This is a genomic window from Bacillus sp. GW823-FHT06A10, assembly GCF_058795375.1.
Genome location: NZ_JBXAHT010000001.1, coordinates 1,870,837 through 1,894,997 on the forward strand (window position 1 = coordinate 1,870,837; position 24,161 = coordinate 1,894,997).

A 24,161-nucleotide genomic window follows, 5' to 3' on the forward strand; every position below is an offset into this window, starting at 1 on the left:
TTAGCAAAATCCTTATTTGAAAACAAGAAGCCCTAGAGTTAGGGCTCTAGGGCTTCTTATTTTGGTATTCTCACATGGTTTTTCAAAAAGAATAGAACATATTGAAGATAACATGTGAATGTTTCATAAATGTATCAAAAAAGTGAACAAAATTGCTAGTGGAGAAGAAGCAGAAATGAAGTTTCTAATACGTAAGTACGTGAAAGGTATTATTTCCAGTGGATAAAATGCGCGTGGGACACCTAATCATTATTTTATCGGGGGAAAAGAATATTTTATGAACTTGATTGAATGAAAAAATGAAAATTTTACTTTTAGAGTGAAACTAAACAAAAACGCTATTTTATTAGAAAAGGGGACTTAGAAATGAACTTAAAGGAGTACGTCGTTTATAAACGTGAATCATTGTTATGTATCGGAACTATACAGAAATGCGCTAATTATATGGGCGTACTTCCTGCGACAGTTCGTTTTTATACAAGACCAGCGTATCAAAGGAGAATAGCAAGTCGGAAGAATGCTAGGAATTATATAACTGTTACGGAGATGAGGAAGATTAATAAAAATTTCATTTTGTAGAGAAATGGTGTGATTAAGTATGGGCATTGAATACGGAATGTTTGTATTAAAAAAGAGCAGACCTTAACCTACACATAAAAGTGCTGGAATTGTTCTAAAGGAAGGAATATCTGAAATATAAATATAATTGAGGGGAGTGAAATAATAATGGAAACTAGTACTTTTTTAGGGCTGTTCTGGGGATGGATGACGGTTATCGTATCGGGAATACTTTTCGTCCGTCCATCGGTGCTACGTGACTTAAAAAAATTAGTGGTTGAAGACAGAGGGTTTGGTATTATGTATGGTTTTCTATCAATTTTCCTAGGATTAGGTACTGTAATTCTACATAATGTATGGGTATTCAACTGGCAGGGATTCCTAACGGTTATTGCATGGCTTGCATTATTAAAGGGAATTTACATAATTGCATATCCTGAACCCTCCAAGAAAACAGACTTTGAAGTAAGGATACTATCTACACGTATAGTACTCGCTATCATTGGTGCTTTGGCTTTATGGATGCTTATAGTAATCTATATAAAATAATCTTTTTTTAATAAATAAAAGAGCCTAATGTGAGAGAAAAGGCCTTTTCAAAAATTGCATATGAGGAAAATCAATGTCAATAGTTTAATGCCAATAAATTAGAATTAATTCTAGGTATTAAGTATTGAGAAATAAAAAATATTTAAGGCAACAAATTGGTTAACTTTATGAGCTAACCAATTGTTACACAAAAGAAAATTAGGCCCTACAAGTAATAGATGTGTAACTTAAATTTACAGTTATAGTGTAAGCGAGATTGAAAATGTTATACGAAAGTAATTCTGTTTAAAAGTTTTATTTTGTCATAAATAAGAGAGCATTTAGCCCAGCCTAACTGCTCGATACAGAGGTAATAGTCTAGCTACATAGATATTATATGCTGAGTTATTGATTTTATTTGTGTAAAACACAAAAGAGCAGCTAACAAAACCTAGCCGCTCTAAACAGTGATGTGTCTCTAGATGTAGTTGTAGTATAAACAGAACGTTGAGTTTTATTCATGGGGAGATAGAAATGGGCTTGAAAATAGAATATAGTCCGGCTAGAAAACTAGAGGACACCAATTTTTAGAACTGCGATAAAATTGTTTTAAGAAATGGTGTTCTCTTTATTTTGAAAGGGGATTTAGGAAATGAAGGTATTAGAATAGAAATGGTTAATAAACGCATAGATTGATAAAAAGTAAAGGGCAAATCCCTTATGAGAATAAGGAATATTATCATTTTTGTTACTATTTTCTTCTATCTTTATATATAATTAATTTGTATTTTATATATAAATTAGGAGGGGATTTATGACTACAAATAAGGACTACATTCGTTATATCCGGGGAAAAGTAGGACATGATTTAATATTTCTTAATTTTGCTGGAGGTATTGTTTATAACGAACGAAATGAAATTCTTTTACAAAAACGGGGAGATAGAAATGAATGGGGTCTTCCAGGTGGTGCTATGGAACTTGGAGAATCTCTTGAAGAAACCGCTAAACGAGAAATATTTGAGGAGACAGGATTAAATGTTGAAGTTGAACATCTTATAGGTGTCTATTCTAAATATTCTGGTGAGTTTCCGAACGGAGATAAAGCTCAGACTATCACTCATTGTTTTCAATGTAAGCCAATTGGTGGAGAACTTACTGTAGATGGTATTGAGACTTTGGATTTAAAATACTTCCCAATAGACCAAATACCAAAATTATTCACAAAACTACACGAAGATGCCTTAGAAGATTGGCTTTCCAAAAGAAAAGGTGTATTTAGATAAAAAACTTTCAAATTAATTATCCATAATCTTTAACTAACAGGTGCTTTAATTGAGCAAGAAAATAAAAAACTTTAACTTCCGCTAAAGATAATTATGTTAATGATCTAGTGATGGCAGTTCTCGTAAGGACAAAAAGAGGAACGTATATAAATAGAGTTGTAGAAATAGAAAGAGTGGATTCCTTGTGAGAGAGTAGGGATCCACTTTTTTCTTGCCACTGATAAAGAGACACTATATCTGACTTACATAAATATCCTATTTATTCAAATTTGTCCTTTCTAATGGTACAATTAGATTCATGGAGGGATATTATGGTAAATTTTTATGTAACAATGTTTCTTATATTTGGTACTGCGATATTTTTATTTTTCTTGTCTGGTTCATCAAAAATTAAGGCTAAAAATCTATCATTGATAATGATCTGTTTAGGGATAAATCTACTCACAAGTCCAATGGCTTTATTTATAGGTGTGATGGCAACAGACTCTCCATATAGCACTACGCTTGATTTTTTTGGAGGATGTCTCTTTATTCAGGGAATACCGCTCCTCCTCCTACTTGCAGCTTTTTTGAAGTTTGCAATAGCAAAGAAAACAAAACAAGTATAGTATAAACTCTATATTTCTTTTAATAATTTAAGGTTATATATTTTCTGCATTAGCCGCTTTTAACCACGCTTCGTAGAATTCTGTAACTGATGCATACCGTTCTGCTCGATTGTTATTTACAGCACGATACGCTACCTCATATAATTCCTTACTTGCTTCCCATTTTATAAAAGAACGATCTTTTTCACCGCCTAAAAGTGAGAAAGCCATTGCTCCCATATTAAATACATTTGTTCTTTCATCAATTGTTGCGTTTAGTTCAAATTCCTCTGGTGACATAAAACGGGAGGAACCCCATAGCCGGCCCATTTTATTTATGTAAGGTTTCTTACTGTATAAATCTATATCACAAATTTTTGTTTCGTTTGTATTAAAATTATATAAAATACTACCGTCATAAAAATCTATCGCTACATAGTTTTTCTTTTCTACATAAGTATGGAAAGAAAAAAGGGAATGTAAGGAATGAATTCGTTCTATAGCAGATAAATGCCTAAATTTATAAAATGGTGAGTTTGGATTTTTATATTTCTCAGGAGGTGGGAAACTCCAATGCGAATGAAGACATTCACCATCAAACCAATCGAAAATTAATACATATCCAGATTGAGCTGGAAAATGATCAATTAGTCTTATGAGCGATTCATGTTTTAAATCTTCATAGATAGTAACTGAATTTTTTAGCCTTTTAATAGCGTGACCCGTTGTTCCTTCAAATGCAATTGCTTGTGCTCCTGCGTATTTGATAAATTTCTTATGCCCATCTTTTTCTACACCAAAACTTATATTACCTGAGTCTTGCTGGTCAAAAACTGCAAATACGGTCCCTAATTTAATAAGCCAATCAAAATTATGATATTCTTTTAATTGGAATGTTACGTTATTTAACTGAATTTCCACGGAATTATCTTTCATAGATTACCTCACATTTAATATAATTATGTTGTACATACCACTATTCGACATATTTTATGGAAATCCTATGCTAATAATATAAAATTTTATAAATATAATGATAAACACTTATAAAGAGGTGAATACAATGGATCAACAAATTGTTATTAAAGCATATCAAAAAGACTGGGTTGAAGAGTATATAAAAGAAAAAGAGAAATTCTGTTCCTTGTTAGGACAAGAAATAATTGCTGTTGAACATATAGGAAGCACAGCAGTAGAAGGATTAGGAGCTAAACCTCTTATTGATATGATGATTGGCGTAACAGACTTACAAATTACTGAAAACTGGATTGAAGTTCTATCGGAAATTGGATATGAGTATGTTCCAAAAGATGCAACCAATTGGCGTTTTTTTAGAAAGGGAAAATGGAGAGCGGGTACTCATCATTTGCATATTTATATTTATAATAGTGATGAGTGGAGAAACAATATTTTATTTCGTGACTTTCTAATAAGCCATGAATGGGCACGTAAAGAATATAGAGAATTAAAAGAGAGGATTGCTATTACATATGCTTTTGATCGTGTTTCATATACAAAGGCAAAAGCGCCATTTATTCGAAAAATATTAGAATTGGCTAGAATTCAATAAATTTATAGATTCTTATCTAACTAGTTTTGAAACCTCTTCCTATACTTTTTATAGGGAGAGGATTTTTTGTTTTTTTCATGACAAAATATATAATTTCTAATTATTGGAGGCAAACTATTTTATTTATTTTGATATTTCTAGTACATTGGAAATATTAAGGGGGAATTAAGCAATGAAAGCTATTGTACATCAATATGAAAAAGGATTAGAGGGGTTAGAATATAAATTTTCACCTGAGATAAGTCCTAATGCAGGTGAAGTAAAAATAAAGTTAAAAGCTGCAGGGTTAAATCATAGGGATTTATTTATTATAAACAATAGAAAAGAAATGGATCTACCATTAGTAATAGGGTCAGATGGCTCAGGAATTGTTACAGAAATAGGAGAAGGAGTTTCAAATATTACACTACATACAGAAGTTATTATTAATCCTAGTATTGGATGGGAACATGCTACTGAAGTACCGGAGTTACCGGAAGTGCTAGGTGGACCGAAAGATGGAACGTTTGCTGAATATGTAATTGTACCGGCTGAAAATGTAGTAGAAAAGCCGGCATATCTTACTTGGGAAGAATCAGGTGTTTTATCTTTATCCGCATTAACAGCATATAGAGCACTTTTTACAAAGGGTAGATTGAAGTGCGGTGAACATGTTTTAATTCCGGGAATAGGAGGTGGTGTAGCTACATTTGCCATGTTATTCGCGAAAGCAATCGGCGCAAAAGTGAGTGTTACTTCAAGGGTAGAGAATAAAAGGGAACTTGCTGAAAAATATGGTGCAGATATTTCTTTTAATAGTACCGGAAATTGGGAAGAGAGCTTACAAGGTGAAAAAGTAGATTTAATAATAGATAGTATAGGCCCGGCAACTTTCTTGAAATATTTTGATGTATTAAAACCAAATGGAAGAATCGTGAATTTTGGTGCAAGCTCAGGAGATAAAATTGAATTACCATTACGCGCATTATTTTATAATCAAATTGATATTATGGGAACATCCATGGGTAGCCGTGAGGAATTTAATGAGATGATAAAGTTTATTGAAAAATATCAAATTAAACCAATTATTGATAAGGTTTACTCGTTAGAAGAAGCAATTCGAGCACTAAGCCGTATGGAACATGGGGAACAATTCGGAAATATTGTACTTCAAATGAATTAAAAAATATGATTTTGCAATTAGTATATTTAAATGAATATGTTATGTATTTCAAACATGAAAAAAATACGAACCGCCTTATTATAAAGGCTTACCGGCTTTATACATAAATAGCGTATAAAATTTGTTTAATAATTGTCACATGAGTAATAGTAAAATGAGAATTAGATGAAAAAAGTTTAAGCCTATTTTCATAATGGTATTGTATACTGTGTAAATCAAGAACACTTGTATGTAAGGAGAGAGTTTAATGAATTACACAGTATTTCAGTGGTTTAATAATTTTGCTGATTCATCCAAACTATTAGATACGTTAATGATTGCTATTACAAATAGCGCTGCATACGTAGCCGTTCTATTTATGTTTATCTTATGGTTTAATAATGGAAAGAAAGAAAAGGCAATTAGAAAACAATATACAGTTTTATATACGACGCTTTCGGTTATTATTGCATTATTAGTAAATGTTCTTATACACGCGGTATATTACCATCCGCGTCCGTTCGTATCACATGATGTACATCAATTAGTACCACATGCAGCAGATTCATCATTCGTTAGTGATCATTCTGTACTTGTATTTTCAATCGCCTTCGTATTTATTCTTAGAGGAGAAAAACTGAAATATATCGCGCTATTATGGGCAGTAATAGTCGGTATATCACGTATGTACGTAGGTGTTCATTATCCTTTAGATATACTTGGTGCAGCATTCTTAACACTTATTACGAGCGCTTTAGTAATGCAAAGTACACGTATGTTTGAACCAATAGCGAAACTTGTATTCAAAATGTATGCATTAGTAGCGAGACGAATTCCTTTCTTAGCGAAATATAACCATATCGCATAATTTTCCTAAAAAAATTCCCCTTTGGACATCCAGAGGGGAATTTTTTTAGGAAATACGAAAAGAGTTTAGAGTGCTCTGTAATCAAGTTGTACTAATTAATATTCTGAAATTTCACGCACCGTATTTAAAATATATAAAATAATGACACAAAATAACAACAGTTAGTTTTGCATTGTTTTAAAGGAATTAAAAAGAAAACTTCGAAACATATAGTATCGCAAACAAAAACTACAAATTTTAAAACGGATCTTCGTACGAATCCATTCCAAAAGAGAGGAGATAAGTATGCAAAAACTCCAAACGAATAAAGGCGCTCGATATATGATGATTGCTTTTATTGTTTTGTTTCTTATTATGATTTTGCGTATATTCTATATTCAGGCAGTAGGAGTCGTGCATAATGTGAATGTAAAGGATCTCGCGAATGAACAACATAATAAAAAAGGTGTTTTAGAAGCGAATCGTGGCACTATCTATGATCAAAGCGGAAAGGTGTTAGTACAAGATTCTACAACGTATCGAGTTGTTGTGAATTTAAAAGGAAAAGATAAAGTGAAAAATAAAGATGAAACCGCACAACAATTAGCCGATGCGCTTGAAATTGATAAAGAAGAAGTATTAAAAAACTTTCATGAAGGGCGTACGCAAGTTGAAATTGGGAAAATTGGTCGGAACTTATCTAGGGAAAAGAAGGAAAAAATTAATGATTTAAAAATACCAGGTGTATCTTTTATGTCGGAAAAAGCAAGAGTATATCCGAATGAAGACTTTGCATCCTATATACTTGGTTTTGCTAGACCAGATGATAAAGGGAATACGGAAGGGAAGTTTGGGCTTGAAAAGAGTTTGGATAAATATTTGCGCTCTACAAACGGGAATATAGAATATGTGGGTACACGAAGGGGGATTCCGCTTACGAATGATATAGGTAAAGTAGAACCAGCTAAAAATGGGAATAACGTATATTTAACGCTTGATAAACAAATTAATAGCTTTTTAGAAGAAGCGATGAACAAAGCGCAAGAACATTATGATCCTTCTATGTTAATTGGCATTATTGCTGATCCAAAAACAGGAAAGGTTTTAGCAATGTCTAGTAAACCTAGTTACAATCCTAATGTAGGTGATATCGAATACTTTTTAAATGACCCGATTGCAAATGCATATGAACCAGGTTCAACAATGAAAGTTTTTACGTTAGCAGCTGCCATTAATGAAGGTGTATATAACGGAAAAGAATATTTTCAATCTGGAAAATATTCCGTTGGTTCATCTGATATAAAAGACCATAATGGTGGATTTGGATGGGGATCAATTACATTTGATGAAGGATTTGAAAGGTCATCAAACGTAGCTTTTTCTATTTTAGAAGATCAGTTACTGAAACCAAATAAATTTAAGCAATATATGAATAAATTTGGATTCAATCAAAAAACAGGGATAGATTTACCTGGAGAAAGGAAAAATACTTTATTATTAAATACACAAATTCAACAGGTTACAACTTCTTTTGGTCAAGGTTCTACAGTAACTCCGATTCAATTAATCCAAGCGGCTACTGCTATAGCAAATGACGGGAAAATGATGCAACCATATATCGTTGATAAAGTTGTAAATCCAACAAACAAAGAAGTTATTATGGAAAATCAACCGAAAGAAATTGGGAATCCGATAAAAAAAGAAACAGCGGACAAGGTTAGAAGCTTAATGGAGCGTGTTATAACATCTTCAAAAGGAACTGGTACAATGTATAAAGTAGATGGTTATCCAATTGGAGGTAAGACAGGAACAGCACAAATCCCGAATCCTGAAAACGGCCGATATATGGAAGGGAAAGAGAATTACATTTTCTCCTTTTTAGGAATGGCTCCAATTGATGATCCGGAGTTAATCGTATACTTAGCTATTAAGCAGCCAAAGTTAAAAGGAGATGAGTATGGAGCTCAGCCTCTTGCTGAAATATTTAAACCTGTTATAAAAAACAGCCTTGAATATTTAAAGGTGAAACCGTATACAGAAAAACAAATAGCTGATGCAGCAAAACAATCTCAATTAAAAGTACAAAATTATGTAAATCAATCGATGGATACAATAGAGAAAAGTGTAGAAAAAGAGAAGCTACAGCCGGTAATTTTAGGAGAAGGAAAAATAATAAAACAATATCCACAGTCTGGCGAGGTAATAAGTGAAGGTGATCGTATATTTTTATTAGGGAATAACGCACAAATGCCAAATGTAAAAGGGTGGTCCATGCGTGATGTTATGTATTTCTCTAAACTTTTGAAATTAGATTTGAAAACTTCTGGTACGGGTTATGTAACGAGTCAAAGTATTGAAAAAGGACAAGATTTACAAGAAGGAGATACACTAGAACTAGAATTAGAACCGCCGTTACAACCGTTAACAGAGGCGAATACGAATTAATCCAGGCATTTGGAAGGAGCTATATGCAAATAGCTCTTTCGTTAGAGTTGCGAGTAATTTCACGCACCGTAATTTTTAGAAAAAATAATAAATAAAAGAACTAAAAGTGACACGTTGTTAAATATCTGATTATTGTTTATTTACAGTTAAATGCATATGTGATAATATGGAAAAAATAAATGCAGTGAAGAGAAGAGTAAATAAAATGAATTTTTCACAGAGAGCTCCATGTAGCTGAAAAGGAGTAAAAATTCTTTATTGAACCAAGCCTCTGAGCAGCATATCGGAACCTATTATTAGGGGATGGTGTGACGGGAGCTCCCGTTATAGAGCTATGGTATAAGCATGAATTAGAATGCAGTACCTGATAAGGTTAGTATGGTGACATATTAACAAACTAGGGTGGCACCGCGATGATAAATCTCGTCCCTAAGATTAAAAGTCTTGGGGGTGGGATTTTTTTATTGTTGTAAAACAATTTTGAAAGCGGGGGCCAAAAATGAAAAATTTACTTAAAGATTGGAAATATCCTTTATTACTATTGTCCGGAGTTGGTATTGCGAATTTAGGGGCATGGATTTACTTAATAGCACTGAATGTACTTGTCTATAATATGGGTGGCTCAGCCTTAGCTGTTGCTACTTTATATGTAATAAAACCATTAGCCACTTTATTTACAAACGCTTGGTCTGGGAGTATGATTGATCGTTTAAATAAACGGAAATTAATGATTCACCTCGATATATATCGTGCGTTATTTATCGCTATTTTACCTTTACTTCCGTCACTTTGGATTGTTTATGTATTCGTATTCTTTATAAGTATGGCCAGTGCAATTTATGAGCCAACTGCTATGACGTATATGACGAAATTAATTCCAGTAGAGCAAAGACAACGTTTCAACTCATTACGCAGTTTAATAGGATCTGGTGCATCTTTAATTGGTCCAGCGATAGCAGGGGTTTTATTAATTGCGAGTACACCTGAGTTTGCTATATATATGAATGCTATAGCATTTCTCTTATCAGGATTAATTACATTACTTTTACCTAATCTTGATAAGAAAGAAGCTTCGGATACAACAAGTAATACATTATCTCTTACGGTATTAAAAAAAGATTGGAACACTGTTATAAATTTTAGTAGAAAACATGTGTATGTCGTATGTGTGTATTTCTTATTTCAAAGTATGTTCGTATTAGCAACTGCTACTGATTCACTTGAACTATCGTTTGCGAAAGAGGTATTACTACTAACAGATAGTGAATATGGTTTTCTAGTTAGTATAGCTGGTGCAGGATTTATTTTAGGTGCCATAACAAATACAATTTTGTCAAAGAAATTAGCACCTTCATTTCTAATTGGAATAGGATCATTATTCATCGCAATTGGTTATTTAATTTATGCTTTTTCAAATATATTTTTAATAGCTGCTATTGGATTCTTTATTTTATCTTTCTCTATGGCATATGCAAATACAGGATTTTATACGTTTTACCAAAATAACATTCCCGTTCATATAATGGGACGGATCGGAAGTATCTATGGACTTATTATTGCGTTAGTAACAATCTTTATTACAATATTATCTGGTGTTGCGACTCAGTTCATTTCTATACAACTTGTAGTTATTGTAGGTTCATTGATCATGTTATTTATTACTATCGTCTTGTGTGTGTTTACTTTATTCCCATCACAATCTAAGTTGTATTCTACTGAATCAATAAAGTGAAACTTTAATCAGGGGGCATCCCCCACTGATTATCAGCCCTCACCAATCGGGCTTTTACGGGCAGCAGGGTCCCCACTTAACTTCTTTGCTTTCGCTGAATTTTGAGATGGGGGTCCTACTGCCCACAAATAGCGGAATACATTCGAAATGAACTTTGTGTTCTCATTAACAATTTATCGTATTTAATAAAAGGGTTCTTTCCCCTTTATATGGAAAAATTAATAAGGGTAAAGAACAATACCGAAAGACAAGGGGGGGTGTCGTGATAAAAACAAAAGATGAAATTAATAAAATTGTAAAAGAAATACAAAAGAAAATAGATTTCTCTGGGGTAGTTTTAGTAAAAAAAGAAAAAGACTTAATCTATGAAAAAGCAATGGGTTACGCAAACAAAAGTGAATGTATAAACAATACGATACAAACAAGATTCGGCATTGCTTCAGGATGTAAAATTTTCACTGCAATTGGAATCTGTCAACTTGTTGAAAAAGGTGTTATTTCTTTTCATACAAAATTAAAGGATTGTCTAGAGATAAAACTTCCAAACTTCGATGAAGATATTACAATACATCAACTACTAACGCATAGCTCTGGTATACCAGATTATTTTGATGAAAGTATTATGGATAACTTCGGGGATCTTTGGAAACAAACACCTATGTATCTATTAAAGAGCTTAAAAGACTTTTTACCATTATTCCAAAACAGTAATATGATGTTTGCACCTGAGAGTAAGTTTCACTACAACAACGCAGGTTTTATCATACTTGGATTAATAATAGAAGAACAGACGGGACTTAAATTTACGGAGTATATAGAAACAAACATTTTTAATTCGATTGGCATGAATGATTCTGGCTATTTTTCGTTAGATAAATTACCAAGACATACAGCTCTAGGATATATAAAGGACGAAACCAACCAAAATTGGAGAACAAACGCTTACTCTATACCAATAAAAGGAGGGGCTGATGGAGGTGCATATGTTACTGCACCAGACATGTTGAAATTTTGGGCGGCACTATTTAATAATGAAATTTTAGGAAAGGAATATACAAAGTTACTTTTAACTCCCCACATTCATGTAAATGATAAACAGTCTTACGGATATGGAATATGGATTGAAACACGAGAAAACAAGGTATTCAAATATCATGTAATGGGATATGATCCAGGCGTCAGTTTTCGCTCGGCCATATATCCAGAATTAGGAATCACTTTAGTTATTCCATCGAATAAAGAGGCAGGACCTGAAAAATTAATGACAGAAATAGAAAGAGCTTTTTAATTATATGGATATAAAAGAAGAGATACGAAAATAATTTAAACGGGTTTATGATTGTTTCTGTTCTGAAAAATATTTTAGTTAACGAGGAACCCTTTATTTATTAAATAAGGGGTTTTTGTAATTCTGCACAATTACATATATTTATATGGATTTTTAAATTAAAAAATATTACTATATAATTGTAAATTTAAATTATTAATTCATATGAAAGGATGTGTTAACAATTTGTATATGATCAACGGTAGTTTGTTTATTATTTTAGGGGTTATTTGTTATTTAATTGTATGTGGAATATTAATTGGTACCAAAAATAAAAAACATATGATTTGGTGGAAAGAAATAATAAGTTTTTTATTCGTGGTCTACATTTGTATGGTTGTTGCAGTAACTTTATTCCCTTTACCAATCGGTTTTCCTTCTAATATTGAAAATCTGAATCGCTCGGTCAATATAATTCCATTTGCATCAATTATTAAAGACATCAATCAAATTGGTAGTGCTTATGATGGGGATGCCCTATTTATGATTGGTCTAATTGTAAGAAATGTAGGCGGGAATATTTTATTATTAATGCCTTTAGGATTTTTAGCACCAATTTTATGGGATAAATATAAAAAGTTCAAAAATACTATTTTATTGGGATTTACTATATCAGTTAGTATTGAATTGCTACAATTAATTCAGTCTTTATTTAGTGGAGTGGGACGTATTACTGATATTGATGATGTGATCTGTAATGTTATAGGTTCTATTATTGGATATTCTATTTATAATATCTTTTTAAAAGCCATTAATAAATTTAACATTCGAGTGTTGGGTAAAACTAATTCTAAAGGTGTGGAATTAGTTGATAAATAGGAGTTTAAACGAGTTATTAAAGGCGTACGAGTAAAAAGTACGTCTTTTTATTTTTATAAATAATGCTTAAGGCTGATGAGAAATCACATTTTCCATCTTACACTTGAAAGTAGCTATCGTATTTCAAGTATGGAATGAAAAGAGGAGAATATAATTTTTAAAGATAAACAAGTTTATAGGAGGATTCTAAATGGATATTTTACTTGTTGTTCTTATTATTGTTTTGATGCAAAGTAAAGAACGAAAAGTGAAAATAAACCGTATTTGGCTCATTCCGGCTTTGTTGTGCTTTGTAACAATCCAGTCCATTATTCATGCGGGACAAATAACTTTGCTGCAAGGACTACTGTTTGTTGTAATGCTTGGAATCGGCTTAGGTCTTGGAATTATACGAGGAAGAGCTTTAACATTTCGAGTAGATAGTGAAACAGGTCATGTACTACGAAAAGGAAATTGGGTAAGTACAATAATCCTTCTTATTATTTTAGGAGCAAAAATTATAATTAAACAAAGTATGTTTTCTGGTAGTACACACCAGACATTAATGGTTGTAACAAACGCCTTTTTATGTATTACATTAGGCACCGTGATTAGTAGACGTTATTATATTTGGAAAAAATATAATGAATTAACACAAAAAGCGTAAATACATTCATCCCTTGTTTAACATTGCTAAGAACGGTAATACTAATTAACAATGAACTTTTACAACAAGGGATGATAATATGATATACATTTACACAGACTTCGGCGGTACTCATACAACTTCACTTGCTGCAGCGTATCATTTAAATAAATTACCAACGGATCGTAAGTTAACGAAAGAAGAAATTTTGAATGTAGATTACTTTAATAAATTGAAAACAGAAGATATGGGAAAAATTATTTTTCATGGAATTGATGAACATGGTCATCCTGTATATACGATTGGATGTGGCGCATCAAAAGTTGTTGTACCTGCGATGAAGCATTTAGGAGAAATCTTGCAAAAACATTATCAAAGTCATGAAAAAATTATTTTTTCTAATACATCACCAACTGTACCTTTACCAATGACTTTTGGTGGTCTGTTTTCTAGAAGGTTCCATATCGATTTTATTGGCGTACCGTTACTCGTATGGGGAGCAAAAATTTGCTGTGATAATATACAAAGGCTTGTTAGTTATACAAAAGAAGCTGGAAGATTAACGAATGATTATGTTGTAATTTTAGATAATGAAACTTTTAAATAGTATATGATAAGAAGAAAATCGAGCAAATTCCTTGATTTTCTTTTTTATTTGTGAAATAGACAAGAAATAGTCACATTTAATATACATCTACTATAGCCAAAACAATAAAGTCCTGTTACTATTACAGGGATATTCTCTTTTTATAACATAAATATATAGAAAAATTAGAAAAGAGGAATTGAATTAAGGGAGGAACAACATGAAGCGTGTTGCTTGGATTACTGATAGTACAACTGCGAATTTAAAAACAGAAGGAGATAACTTTGTTATCCCAATCGAAGTTATTATTGATGGAATGTCGTACAAAGATTGTGAAGAAGGTGTACGTGAACGTGTTTATAATGCGTTAAACGAAGGTAAAACAGTCACTACTTCACAACCTAATATTGGGGAAATGGTAGAGTTATTTACGAAATGCAAAGAAGAATATGAAGAAGGATTTGCAGTTGCTATTAGCGGAAAAGTAAGTGGAACCTATCAAAATATGAAGCTAGCTGCAGAAATGGCAGGTTTTCCATTAACGGTATTAGACAGTGAAACAACAAGTTATCCAATGGATGAACTAATTAGAAAAGCGAAATCGTTATACAATGATGGTATGACTTTACAAGATATACACAAAACATTAGTAGATGAAAAAAGAAGACCTTTCCACGTATTCCCGAAAAGTTTAAAAGGCCTTTATGCAAGTGGTCGTGTAAAGGGCATTCAATTTTTACTTGGAAGTTTATTAAGTGTTAACTTAATATTAGAAGTAAAAGGTGGAGAGCTTTTACTTGAAAAGAAAGTTCGTAAAATCCAAAAATGTCGAGAATATATTAAAAATGAACTTGAAAAAGAATTACCAAAAGTACTTCATATGTTCCATGCTAATGATAAAGATGGAGCCGAAGAATGGATTGCAGATATTAGACAAGCATTCCCTGAAATGGATTTCAAATTATATCCATTACCAATTTCATTTGCGGTTCATGCAGGTGAAGGTACAATAGCAATTAGTTATTAAAGTAAAACCCGTGAATTATTCACGGGTTTTTTATTTAATTAAAATGAAATGTGATCTCGACATATCTCCATCGAGGTTAGAAATCGATGGTCGAGCTACCTTCTCATATATAACTGTGGAATGCCTTTTTTATGACTTATCCAATTATTTCTTACAAGATTTAAGGAGGATTGAGTTGAAAATGAATTGATTAAAGTGTAAAATTACACTAAATAACACATTAGTTACTTTTGAGGGGGAAGTAAAGTGAATAAGGAGCATGCAATTGAACTTATTTCAATGAAAATAAAGTTAATACGCACTGAAAAAAGATATACACAAGATAAAATGGCTGAAGTTCTCGGCATATCAAAAAAAACGCTTGTTCAAATTGAGAAAGGGAGAACGAATGCAGGTTGGACCAACACTGTTGCTATTTGTGCATTGTTTAGAGATAGTGAAGTTTTACAGAATACTCTTGGGGATGATCCATTAGTAGTAATCGAAACAATGGCCCACAATAGCACTAACAACTTCAAAGAAAAAACATTGGGAGGAAAAGTCTGGTGGAAACAGATTCAAGAAAAAGGGAACTTTCGCTTACAACAAAATCTAATTAGTCAGCATTATCGTATTCTAGACAGACAGGATTACCGTTGGTTTAATTCGTTTGATTTAGAAGAAACACTAAATCAACTTAATAAATTAGCAACGAATTCAGAACATCAAATAACCAGAACTACAATGAGCGAAAATAAATAGGGGGAAATTACATATGATCATCTTGCATTTTCTTTGGATTTACTTTATGCCAATTTACTGGTTATGTGGATTTATAGGTGGAATCTATTTAATTATTGCAGGTATCAAATATCTTAAATTACTTGTAAGTGTAATGGGATTACTTTGTCTTACCCTTGTCGTGTTACCTATTGTTTGTTGGGGGACAGGGATTAATGCGGAATTTCTTCTTACACCCGTTTCCAACTTTTCACTATTCTCTTTAAGTGGGTTAATAGCAGGATTTATTGGATTTTGGTCAAAAATTAAAGGCATAAGAAATATGGGATTTACTATTTTTACTTGTGGAGTAATAGGTGCCCTATTCTATTATTTAATGTCTATACCCGATTCATACTATATAGGATAGTTTTTCAAAACTCAGTTCATTTACAAACAAAAGGATAGTGAAACAAGAAAAACATTATTTCTATTCTTTCTGTCTAACTTATTAAATAAAAAGGAGATGCTATAGAACTGGTAGCGTCTCCTTTTTCACATGAATCATTTACCTATCAGATAGGTTGCGCTCCAGTACGTAGTAGGTATCATATCAATAGCTAGCTATAATTTCTACATTCTCTGACTTTAAATGATAAAGGAGATGTTATCACAGTTGTTCCTGCAAAGAAAAAATGAATAGTTGTAGTAAAAACATTCCAGAATACAGAAGCTTAGGAATATTGGATATAAAATATGATAAATACGAGGCATAAGCCAGTTTACAATTTTTATGTCAACACTACAAACTTGACATGTGTGTATTTCGTTTTGCACTGTAAATCATTCATATTGAGTAATAGAATTGTAGAAATATATAATAGAATATTCGCACTAATATTTATACAGCTACAATCTATTTACATATAAGGTTATTAGGATTATATTGAAAATGAAAGAGAAAACAATAGATGGAAGGGGATGTTTTTTATGTTTAAAAAAGCAGCACTAGGGATTTCATCGTTAGCAATCACAGCGTTCGTCGGATTAGGAATGGCAACAGAAGCTTCAGCTGGACCAGCAGCACCACTTACTTCACTAAACGTCGTACAAGTAGAGTCTGAGCTAGGCGGGGTAGAAACAATTAATCAGAACAGCTTCAGCACATCGCGTAACCACGGGGGGAAATATTTATATATTACAACGAAAGAAATGGGCTATGGCCAAAACCCATTTGCTAAAATGAATGGTTCTAATGTAAAAAGTATTGATTCCACTATAATTGGCGGAAGACCAATCGTTGGCTGGTATTATAAATGGGATGCTTCTGGACACCAACAAGGAACGTTTGAGTACCAAAAGACATCTATAAATGCACCATTTAATACAATGCGTACATCAATTTATATCCAATAAATTTGAAAGCGTTCGCACATATAAAATAGTCAAAGAAAAGGCACTCTTAGGAGTGCCTTTTCTTTGACTTGAATCACGTCTATCTATATTTACAATCCCGATTTCATAGCAAGAACACTTCCCATAAAACAATATCCTAAACGTCTATGAAATTAATATGAACGGGTAGTACTAGTCCTCTACAGTTAAAGTACGTAACCTTACATATTCCAACCCAATGAAAAAGGAAAAAAACTGTCGTACTTACGCCACAGTTTTTAATTTATCCATGAACTCATAGTTTAATTTTAAGTTTTTTAGATGTATAGACATAACCGTACTACCTGCTCCTCTTTTTTAAATTCAAGATTAAAAAAGAGGGGCTAAACTTATATAAGCTTAGCTTGATGGGTATGTGGCGTAACTTTAAAATTAATTACATCTTTTTCATAGCATAAATAATTTTGTATAGGGAGATGAAAGGATTTTTTAAAGTAATAAAGAAGTATGTATAAACAAATATATAAATGGTAGTGATTAGGATGAAAATCAGTAAGTTTGCAGAAGTAAATAATATAAGTGTAGATACGATTAGACATTATATGGACCTCGGACTTGTTATTCCTGAGAAAAAAGGAAGTCACTATTTTTTTGATGAGTATTGTCACAAGGATATAGAACTTATATTAAAGTACAAATGGCTAGGGTTTAGCTTGCATGAAATTAAAGAACTTTTTCTTTATAAAAATTTAGGGAAATCCTTAGACTATGAAAAGGATATTTTTTATCAATCTTTATTTAAAGTAAAATATGAAAAGATTGAACAAGAGATAAAAACCTTAAAGGAACGAAAAGATAAATTAAAGAAAACGTTAAATAATTTATCTATAGAAACTGAAATTTCGAGTTCAATTTTAGGGGTAGATTTAAAAGTACTTCATTTATTTAAATGTGTTAAGTGTAACGGAAATTTAATTCTTGAAGATGGCATTATTAATAAAAATCAAATTGTTGAGGGGAAATTAATTTGTAATTGTGGTGAAGAATACGCGATTACTTCCGGAGTTTTAACAGCTGGAAAATTATTTGAGGTGTATAAGAGGAAATCACTTGAAGATTCTATTTCAGATTATATCCATGAAACGGATACTGCTTTTTTGGAAAATGTTCAAAGAGGAGGAGAATGGGCGAAAAAGAAACTAATGCAACTAGATTTGAATGAAAAAATACTACTTGATTTAGGGTCTGGTATTGGGTTCTTTTTACGAAATATTTATGAAGAACTACCGGAAGAGTGTTTATATATTGCTGTTGATCGAGATTTGAATAAACTTTTACTTTTAAAAGATGTAATTGAGAGAAGAAATGTGAAAAGAAATATTGTATTTATTTGTGCCGACTTTCTAAACATACCTATTCAGAGTAATTCTGTTGATATTGTGATCGATCAATCAGGTACAAGTAATTATAGTTTTGAACATGAGGAGTTCTTATTGCGCGAATTAAATTCCCTTTTTAAACACAATTGTTATTTATTAAGTTCATTTATTTTATTTAATAAATTTAGTATAAATAGCCAAATTGCACCTAGACTCCGAGGGAATTTTACATCTGCAAAAGTAACGAAGGAAATCCAAAATTTACAGTTTCAATCGATTGATGAAAGTACTTCAAATTATTTAAAACGAGGCGGAAAGTACGAGGATTTCTTTGTTCAAGGAGAAGAAATTTATACATATTCATTTTTCGGAAAAAGATGGGGCTAACTCCATCTTTTATTTATTTTTCCTTAAAACTTTTCAAATAGTACATATTGCTATTGGGTTGACCCAAGAACTTACAATGTACGTAACACAAAGTTAGGCAGGGGGAAAAGTGATGGGAAGTTTACGATTACATATAGAAAATAAAAAAAGAAACCAAGAACTAAGAAATATTTGTTTATATTCAATTGCAAAAACAGTATCACTATTTGGTAGCTCTATTTATAGTTTTGCATTAGGATTGTATGTTTTACAAATAACCGGATCTGCGTTAAATTTTGCAATTTCGCTCATATTAGGAACGATTCCAATGATTGTTATGAATCCATTTGCCGGTGTCATTGCTGATAAGGTTGATAAAAAGAAACTGGTTATTTGTATGGATTTACTAAGCGGATTCTTATTAATAACTGTTTATATATTAAGCAGCTATTATGGATTAAACTTATTCATCATTTATACTACTACCTTTCTTATGACAGTATTTACAACTTTTTTTGGAATAGGTTTAGAGGCCGTAAAACCGAATATGGTCACTAAAGAGCGGTTAATGAGTATTAATTCTATAAGTAAAATTATCGATTCTATATCTTTAATTCTAGGGCCTATGTTAGGAGGGATTGTTTTTGCAGTCTTTGATATGAAAACTTTTATAATTATTAACGGTATTTCATTTATCCTTTCGGCTATTTCCATATTGTTTATTAACTTTAAATTGTTTGAGCAAAACATAAATGAGGAATGTTCAATTAGAGAAATTAATTTTATTGAAGATATAAAGGAGGGATACTCTTATTTATTGGAGCGGAAAAGCTTAAAAAATACTTTTAGTATTTTAATTTCTCTTAATTTCTTTTTAGGCTTTGCTGTAACTGTTCCGTTGCCATACATTATTAACACAGTTCTCAATCTTAGTTCTAAGCAATTTGGTTTGATTCAAGGGACTTTCCCGATAGGTATGATAGTTGGTGCAATATTAGTAAAAAAGATAACTGATCGTTTTTCTTACGCGTATCTTTTGAAAAAGTTAAGTTTTATGTTGGCGATTTTTATGATTATTTCAGGAATTCCAGTTTTATTCAAAAATTTTGAGGTAAATGATTTTGTATACGCTATTACCTATTGTGTTGTTATGTTCTTTTTAGGGCTAATTATAGTGCTTATTGATATACCTATAGCTTATTTCATGCAAAAAGAGATTCCTAATGAATATAGAGGGAGAGTTCTCAGCATTGGATTAAGTATAAGTAAAATGATGCTTCCTATAGCAATGGCGCTATCCGGTCTATTATTAAATTATATTCCAGCCTACATGATTACAATTGTAGGGGGAATCTTATATTTAATAGTAATTAAAGTTTCATCGAATTGTTTCATATTAGAAGTTCACTCGAAAGATTATAGCGCTTAGTAGATCTTAGATTATTTATAGAATGGATACTACTACATTTTTCAAGTTAAGAAATGCAAATACTATAAAATGAAAAAATGGGCTGATTTCCCATGAACAATTTTGAAAAGATTACATATTCGTTTTGGAGAATAACTTTAAAATTTTAGGTTGAGGGGATGAATATCGTTCCGAAATACAATAATAAAATTTAACTTTGTGGATTGACCTTCCCCTTACAGGAAGCAGTATATTTAAAATAATTAAATACAGGAGGTGAGTATTATGCTTTCAATTGGAGAGTTTTCAAAAATATCTCATCTTACAATGAAGACGCTGCGCTATTATGATGAAATTGGGCTTTTAAAACCAGCTTTCATAGACGCTAAGAATGGCTATCGCTACTATGATATTTTCCAATTAGAAATAGCCTTATTGATTACACGATTAAAAACTTATTTATTTTCGCTGGAAGAAATTAAGGATATTTTAGAAGATCGGGAGAATACTGAATTGCTTAACTCTAAAATGAAAGGCAAACAAGAAAATCTAACACAGCAGATAACATATTATTCTTCTTTATTAAAAAAATTAAAGCTTGATATTCAACAATTAAATGAAGAGGAAAGTATCATAGGTTACTTAAATCGTATTGAGATTAATCTTGTAAATCACTTAACCTATAATATATTATCTCAGCGAAAACAAATTAATACCGCTGATTTCCTAACACACTTTAATGAGTTGTTTAGTAAAATTTTATTTGAAAATTTATTACCTAGTGCAAAACCACTTGCTATATTCCATAGTTCAGAATATGTACCTGAAAATTATGATGTGGAAATTGCGATTCCCCTTGCAGAAGCCACAAATAAAACAAAAGTGTTTAATCCCGGTCTTTGCGCAATGGCTACGCTTATTGGTTCTTACGAAGAATTACCTTTTATTCATACAAAGCTACATGTTTGGATTGAAGAAAATAACTATAAACTGAATGGAGCTCCGTTTGAAGTTTATAAAACGAATCCTTATAGCACACAGGAGGAGAATAATATCATAGAAGTTTATTTTCCTATAAAATGAATAAAGGAAGGAGCGTATCACAATGTATGGTATAAACCGGCCAACAATAAAAGAAAAAATATTAATTTTAGTTACTGAGATTATCTATCTAATCATTGCGTATTACTTACTTTTCATTACTTATTTCAAACCAGGCATTTCAATAGGGCTGTTTATAGCTTTGATTATCACCGCTTTACGATTAACGGCTATGATGTTTATATGGTTGCCTAGAGGGATTTCATGGCAAGAAGCCATTATGAACAGTATTGCTTTTGGAATTTATTATTTAGGTTTTCCAATCTTAATGATTACTAGTAATCAGGATCCTAATTTAATATTACTTACAATAGGTTGGATATTGTTTTTAGGAGGAAGTATGTTAAACACAGTTTCAGAGCTACTTAGAAAATCCTTTAAAGACAATCCTGTAAATCAAGGTAAGCTATATACAGGTGGTTTATTTAAATATGCGATTCATATTAATTATCTGGGGGATTGCCTTTGGGTGTTAGGTTTAGCATTTATCGCTAGCAATATTTATAGTTTATTTATACCTCTAGGTCTGTTCTTTGTATTCGTTTTTGAATATATTCCAAAATCTGATGGTTACTTACAGAAAAAGTATGGAGAACAATTTACAGTCTATAAACAGAAAACAAAAAAATTAATACCGTTTATTTGGTAAATCAGTTTCATAAATTATAAAAAGCGCAGGATGCTGATCCTGCGCTTTTCTATCGTAATTCAGCGGTTTTTCTAATGACAATCTTATCAATATCATCTTCTTCATCACCAATAAATAATCCGCGTTCTTTTAAATATGCTTCAAAATATAAATCTGCTTCAGCGCGTTCGTCATATGGCTTTACAGAGAGAACGAAACCTAATTTGTTTTGTTCTTCTAAGTGAGAAGTGGAGATGTAAGCCGGTACATTATGGCGTAAAAAGAGTTCTTTAACTGGAATAATCATATCTTTCATTAATTTCGTTAGCATACCCATTTCAAACTCGAAATTAAAGCGATCTATACTAGATAAATCAGCGAATACTACACCGATAAAACCTGTATTAAATACTTCTTGATATTCTACATCTTCATCATGGCCGCCATAAAAATTCTTTTCGATTAAATAATTTACAAAATAAGCAACGCCATCACTTTGTTCAAATGGTTTCGTTGAAAGAACAAAACCAATTTTCTTTTGTTTATGTAAATACACACATGACATGTATGCTGAAATGTTATGTTCTTTAAATAAAGCACTTGTTGCTCCAGAGAGACCATCTAGTACGTGATGAACAATTTGAAGTTTTTTACGAGCGAAATAATAGGATTTCTTTTGTAACTCCAATGTATCAATAAAGACAGAGCCGATAAAGCCTGTATTTGAAATAATAGGTGCTTGCTTTTTTCTTCCTCTGCGCTTTAATGGAGCCATTGTTAAAATCATCCCTTCATGTACGTTTAAAATAAAAAGAACGTTTGTTCGTATATTTATATTTTACTATTAAAACGCTATAAAGTAAAGGGTTTTTGATGAAAATATAACAAAAAAGACACCTTATAAAAGGTGCCTTAAACGCTGTAAGGGATAGGGTTTACCCTAACTATTTATATTATGATACAGAAACAATCTCTTCTGTATCTTCTACATCTAAATGACAGTCCATAGTACGAACATCTTGATCTTCATGACTTCCGAAATAAATAGTAATTTTCATATGTATCGCTCCTTTATTCTAGGAATACCTAAAATAATTACTAGTAATGTTAATATTTATTATATACCACTTTTTTCATTCCGACAACGTTATATCATTTTTAATTATTTTAAACTATAGAGCACAATTTAAAGAGGTACTTTTTATAGAAAATGGTAAATTTCTAATATGTTATATTTAATATAGAAAAATTCGAGTGTTACTTTTTATGAAAAGGAGAACTATTGATGAATTATAAACAACTACTACTAGATAACTTTGCATTTAAAACTTCATATGTTGCACAATTTGTGCCCGGAATGAGTATAAAAAAAACGAAAGATTATATTGCTGTTGATTGTGGATTACCTGCCGATACATTTAATATCATCACTCTACTAAACAATAATTTAACGGAAGGGATCGAGAAATTATATAAAGAGGTAGAATACTATTATCAAAGAAATTTTCCAATGAGTGTTTGGTTATGGGATGAGGAGCAAGAGCGGGATATAAAAAGTGAGTTAATTAAAATCGGTTTAAAAGAAGTGGAACAGAATATTGCGATGGTAGCAGACTTAAAAACAATTTCCCCAACAATAAACATGCCAGTAAGTTTTACTATTCAACAAGCATCTTCACCTGGACAAATAAATAAATTTGGAGAAACGTTAGCTGATCTATTCGGCACATCAGAAGAAGGTATACATGTACAAGCATTCTATAATCAAATTTCTAATCTTGATATATGTAACAGTGAGAATATGAAATTATTTTTAGGGTTATATGAAGGTGAAGTCGTAACTGTTGGTTCATTGATATGTTCAAAAGATAGTATTGGTATTTATGACATAGCAACTAAAGAAGGAATGAGAGGACGAGGGTTCGGATCTGCTATGTTCAATTTCCTGCTGCAAGAAGCACGTAAATTTAAAAATACGTATTGTGTATTACAAGCTTCACCCGATGGAATCAATATTTATAAAAAATCGGGATTTCAAGCTATCGGCAAAATGACTGTATTGGAAAATCGACATTTAATTGAGTAAATCATTCAAGTTAAATCGTCTT

The 24,161-nt window shown here is 31.6% G+C and carries 24 protein-coding genes and 1 other annotated feature; of the genes, 22 read left to right on the forward strand and 2 right to left on the reverse strand.

Translation table 11 applies throughout. The features are described 5' to 3' along the window. Positions 1 to 366: 366 nt before the first annotated feature. The 4 genes from AC1Q8M_RS09455 (at position 367) to AC1Q8M_RS09470 (ending at position 2,979) form a co-directional block, all read left to right on the forward strand. Positions 367 to 579, forward strand: coding sequence for a hypothetical protein (locus tag AC1Q8M_RS09455; RefSeq protein ID WP_098361605.1), 213 nt, complete (start codon positions 367 to 369; stop codon positions 577 to 579). A gap of 147 nt (positions 580 to 726) precedes the next feature. Continuing rightward, entirely contained in the window at positions 727 to 1,107 is a 381-nt protein-coding gene (locus AC1Q8M_RS09460; RefSeq protein ID WP_000450247.1) for a hypothetical protein, read from the forward strand. A gap of 793 nt (positions 1,108 to 1,900) precedes the next feature. Continuing rightward, positions 1,901 to 2,371, forward strand: coding sequence for an NUDIX hydrolase (locus tag AC1Q8M_RS09465; protein WP_000210489.1), 471 nt, complete (start codon positions 1,901 to 1,903; stop codon positions 2,369 to 2,371). Between the two features lie 311 nt (positions 2,372 to 2,682). Next, positions 2,683 to 2,979: a hypothetical protein gene (locus tag AC1Q8M_RS09470; protein WP_098855362.1), complete on the forward strand. Its 297-nt coding sequence runs from the start codon at positions 2,683 to 2,685 to the stop codon at positions 2,977 to 2,979. A gap of 33 nt (positions 2,980 to 3,012) precedes the next feature. Here AC1Q8M_RS09470 and AC1Q8M_RS09475 read toward each other — a convergent pair whose 3' ends face one another. Further along, positions 3,013 to 3,894, reverse strand: coding sequence for a protein kinase domain-containing protein (locus AC1Q8M_RS09475; RefSeq protein ID WP_000654531.1), 882 nt, complete (start codon positions 3,892 to 3,894; stop codon positions 3,013 to 3,015). A 127-nt stretch (positions 3,895 to 4,021) separates the two neighbouring features. Between AC1Q8M_RS09475 and AC1Q8M_RS09480 the strand changes: the two genes are divergently transcribed. From AC1Q8M_RS09480 to AC1Q8M_RS09560, 17 genes are all read left to right on the forward strand, one after another. Continuing rightward, positions 4,022 to 4,528: a GrpB family protein gene (locus AC1Q8M_RS09480; protein ID WP_098361607.1), complete on the forward strand. Its 507-nt coding sequence runs from the start codon at positions 4,022 to 4,024 to the stop codon at positions 4,526 to 4,528. Between the two features lie 172 nt (positions 4,529 to 4,700). Next, complete coding sequence (locus tag AC1Q8M_RS09485) at positions 4,701 to 5,690, forward strand: zinc-binding dehydrogenase (protein ID WP_000644511.1); 990 nt, start codon at positions 4,701 to 4,703, stop codon at positions 5,688 to 5,690. A gap of 247 nt (positions 5,691 to 5,937) precedes the next feature. Beyond that, positions 5,938 to 6,537 (forward strand): undecaprenyl-diphosphatase, encoded by a 600-nt coding sequence (locus AC1Q8M_RS09490; RefSeq protein WP_001110122.1) that lies wholly within the window; start codon positions 5,938 to 5,940, stop codon positions 6,535 to 6,537. Between the two features lie 285 nt (positions 6,538 to 6,822). Continuing rightward, positions 6,823 to 8,961 (forward strand): penicillin-binding protein, encoded by a 2,139-nt coding sequence (locus AC1Q8M_RS09495; protein WP_098256185.1) that lies wholly within the window; start codon positions 6,823 to 6,825, stop codon positions 8,959 to 8,961. Between the two features lie 175 nt (positions 8,962 to 9,136). Next, positions 9,137 to 9,395 (forward strand) — a binding site (T-box leader). Between the two features lie 65 nt (positions 9,396 to 9,460). After that, on the forward strand, positions 9,461 to 10,693 hold the full coding sequence (locus AC1Q8M_RS09500) for an MFS transporter (protein WP_000793345.1): 1,233 nt from the start codon (positions 9,461 to 9,463) through the stop codon (positions 10,691 to 10,693). Between the two features lie 262 nt (positions 10,694 to 10,955). Next, positions 10,956 to 11,981, forward strand: a complete 1,026-nt coding sequence (locus tag AC1Q8M_RS09505) for a serine hydrolase domain-containing protein (protein ID WP_016512732.1) — start codon at positions 10,956 to 10,958, stop codon at positions 11,979 to 11,981. A gap of 225 nt (positions 11,982 to 12,206) precedes the next feature. Continuing rightward, positions 12,207 to 12,839 carry a VanZ family protein gene (locus AC1Q8M_RS09510; protein ID WP_000281833.1) on the forward strand — a complete coding sequence of 211 codons (633 nt, stop codon included), beginning with the start codon at positions 12,207 to 12,209 and terminating at the stop codon, positions 12,837 to 12,839. Positions 12,840 to 13,029: 190 nt separating this feature from the next. Further along, positions 13,030 to 13,485, forward strand: coding sequence for a CcdC protein domain-containing protein (locus tag AC1Q8M_RS09515; RefSeq protein WP_016512731.1), 456 nt, complete (start codon positions 13,030 to 13,032; stop codon positions 13,483 to 13,485). 79 nt (positions 13,486 to 13,564) lie between these two features. Beyond that, entirely contained in the window at positions 13,565 to 14,071 is a 507-nt protein-coding gene (locus AC1Q8M_RS09520; RefSeq protein ID WP_000639421.1) for a DUF3189 family protein, read from the forward strand. Between the two features lie 199 nt (positions 14,072 to 14,270). Then, a complete protein-coding gene (locus AC1Q8M_RS09525; protein WP_000831926.1) occupies positions 14,271 to 15,077 on the forward strand; it encodes a DegV family protein in 807 nt (268 codons plus the stop codon). Between the two features lie 246 nt (positions 15,078 to 15,323). Then, the gene (locus AC1Q8M_RS09530) at positions 15,324 to 15,818 is read left to right on the forward strand and encodes a helix-turn-helix transcriptional regulator (protein WP_001031006.1); all 495 of its coding nucleotides are present in this window, start codon (positions 15,324 to 15,326) and stop codon (positions 15,816 to 15,818) included. 13 nt (positions 15,819 to 15,831) lie between these two features. Next, the gene (locus AC1Q8M_RS09535) at positions 15,832 to 16,206 is read left to right on the forward strand and encodes a hypothetical protein (RefSeq protein WP_000584708.1); all 375 of its coding nucleotides are present in this window, start codon (positions 15,832 to 15,834) and stop codon (positions 16,204 to 16,206) included. A gap of 560 nt (positions 16,207 to 16,766) precedes the next feature. Then, positions 16,767 to 17,192, forward strand: coding sequence for a DUF4879 domain-containing protein (locus AC1Q8M_RS09540; protein ID WP_000472916.1), 426 nt, complete (start codon positions 16,767 to 16,769; stop codon positions 17,190 to 17,192). 521 nt (positions 17,193 to 17,713) lie between these two features. Beyond that, positions 17,714 to 18,937, forward strand: coding sequence for a MerR family transcriptional regulator (locus AC1Q8M_RS09545; RefSeq protein ID WP_098511433.1), 1,224 nt, complete (start codon positions 17,714 to 17,716; stop codon positions 18,935 to 18,937). Positions 18,938 to 19,049: 112 nt separating this feature from the next. Further along, positions 19,050 to 20,345, forward strand: coding sequence for an MFS transporter (locus AC1Q8M_RS09550; protein WP_098365716.1), 1,296 nt, complete (start codon positions 19,050 to 19,052; stop codon positions 20,343 to 20,345). 264 nt (positions 20,346 to 20,609) lie between these two features. Continuing rightward, complete coding sequence (locus AC1Q8M_RS09555; RefSeq protein WP_069355700.1) at positions 20,610 to 21,407, forward strand: MerR family transcriptional regulator; 798 nt, start codon at positions 20,610 to 20,612, stop codon at positions 21,405 to 21,407. A 22-nt stretch (positions 21,408 to 21,429) separates the two neighbouring features. Beyond that, the gene (locus AC1Q8M_RS09560) at positions 21,430 to 22,074 is read left to right on the forward strand and encodes a methyltransferase family protein (protein WP_000274258.1); all 645 of its coding nucleotides are present in this window, start codon (positions 21,430 to 21,432) and stop codon (positions 22,072 to 22,074) included. Positions 22,075 to 22,123: 49 nt separating this feature from the next. Here AC1Q8M_RS09560 and AC1Q8M_RS09565 read toward each other — a convergent pair whose 3' ends face one another. Next, positions 22,124 to 22,828 carry a hypothetical protein gene (locus AC1Q8M_RS09565; RefSeq protein WP_000035355.1) on the reverse strand — a complete coding sequence of 235 codons (705 nt, stop codon included), beginning with the start codon at positions 22,826 to 22,828 and terminating at the stop codon, positions 22,124 to 22,126. Between the two features lie 510 nt (positions 22,829 to 23,338). Between AC1Q8M_RS09565 and AC1Q8M_RS09570 the strand changes: the two genes are divergently transcribed. Further along, positions 23,339 to 24,139, forward strand: a complete 801-nt coding sequence (locus AC1Q8M_RS09570; RefSeq protein WP_141548232.1) for a GNAT family N-acetyltransferase — start codon at positions 23,339 to 23,341, stop codon at positions 24,137 to 24,139. Positions 24,140 to 24,161: the final 22 nt, after the last annotated feature.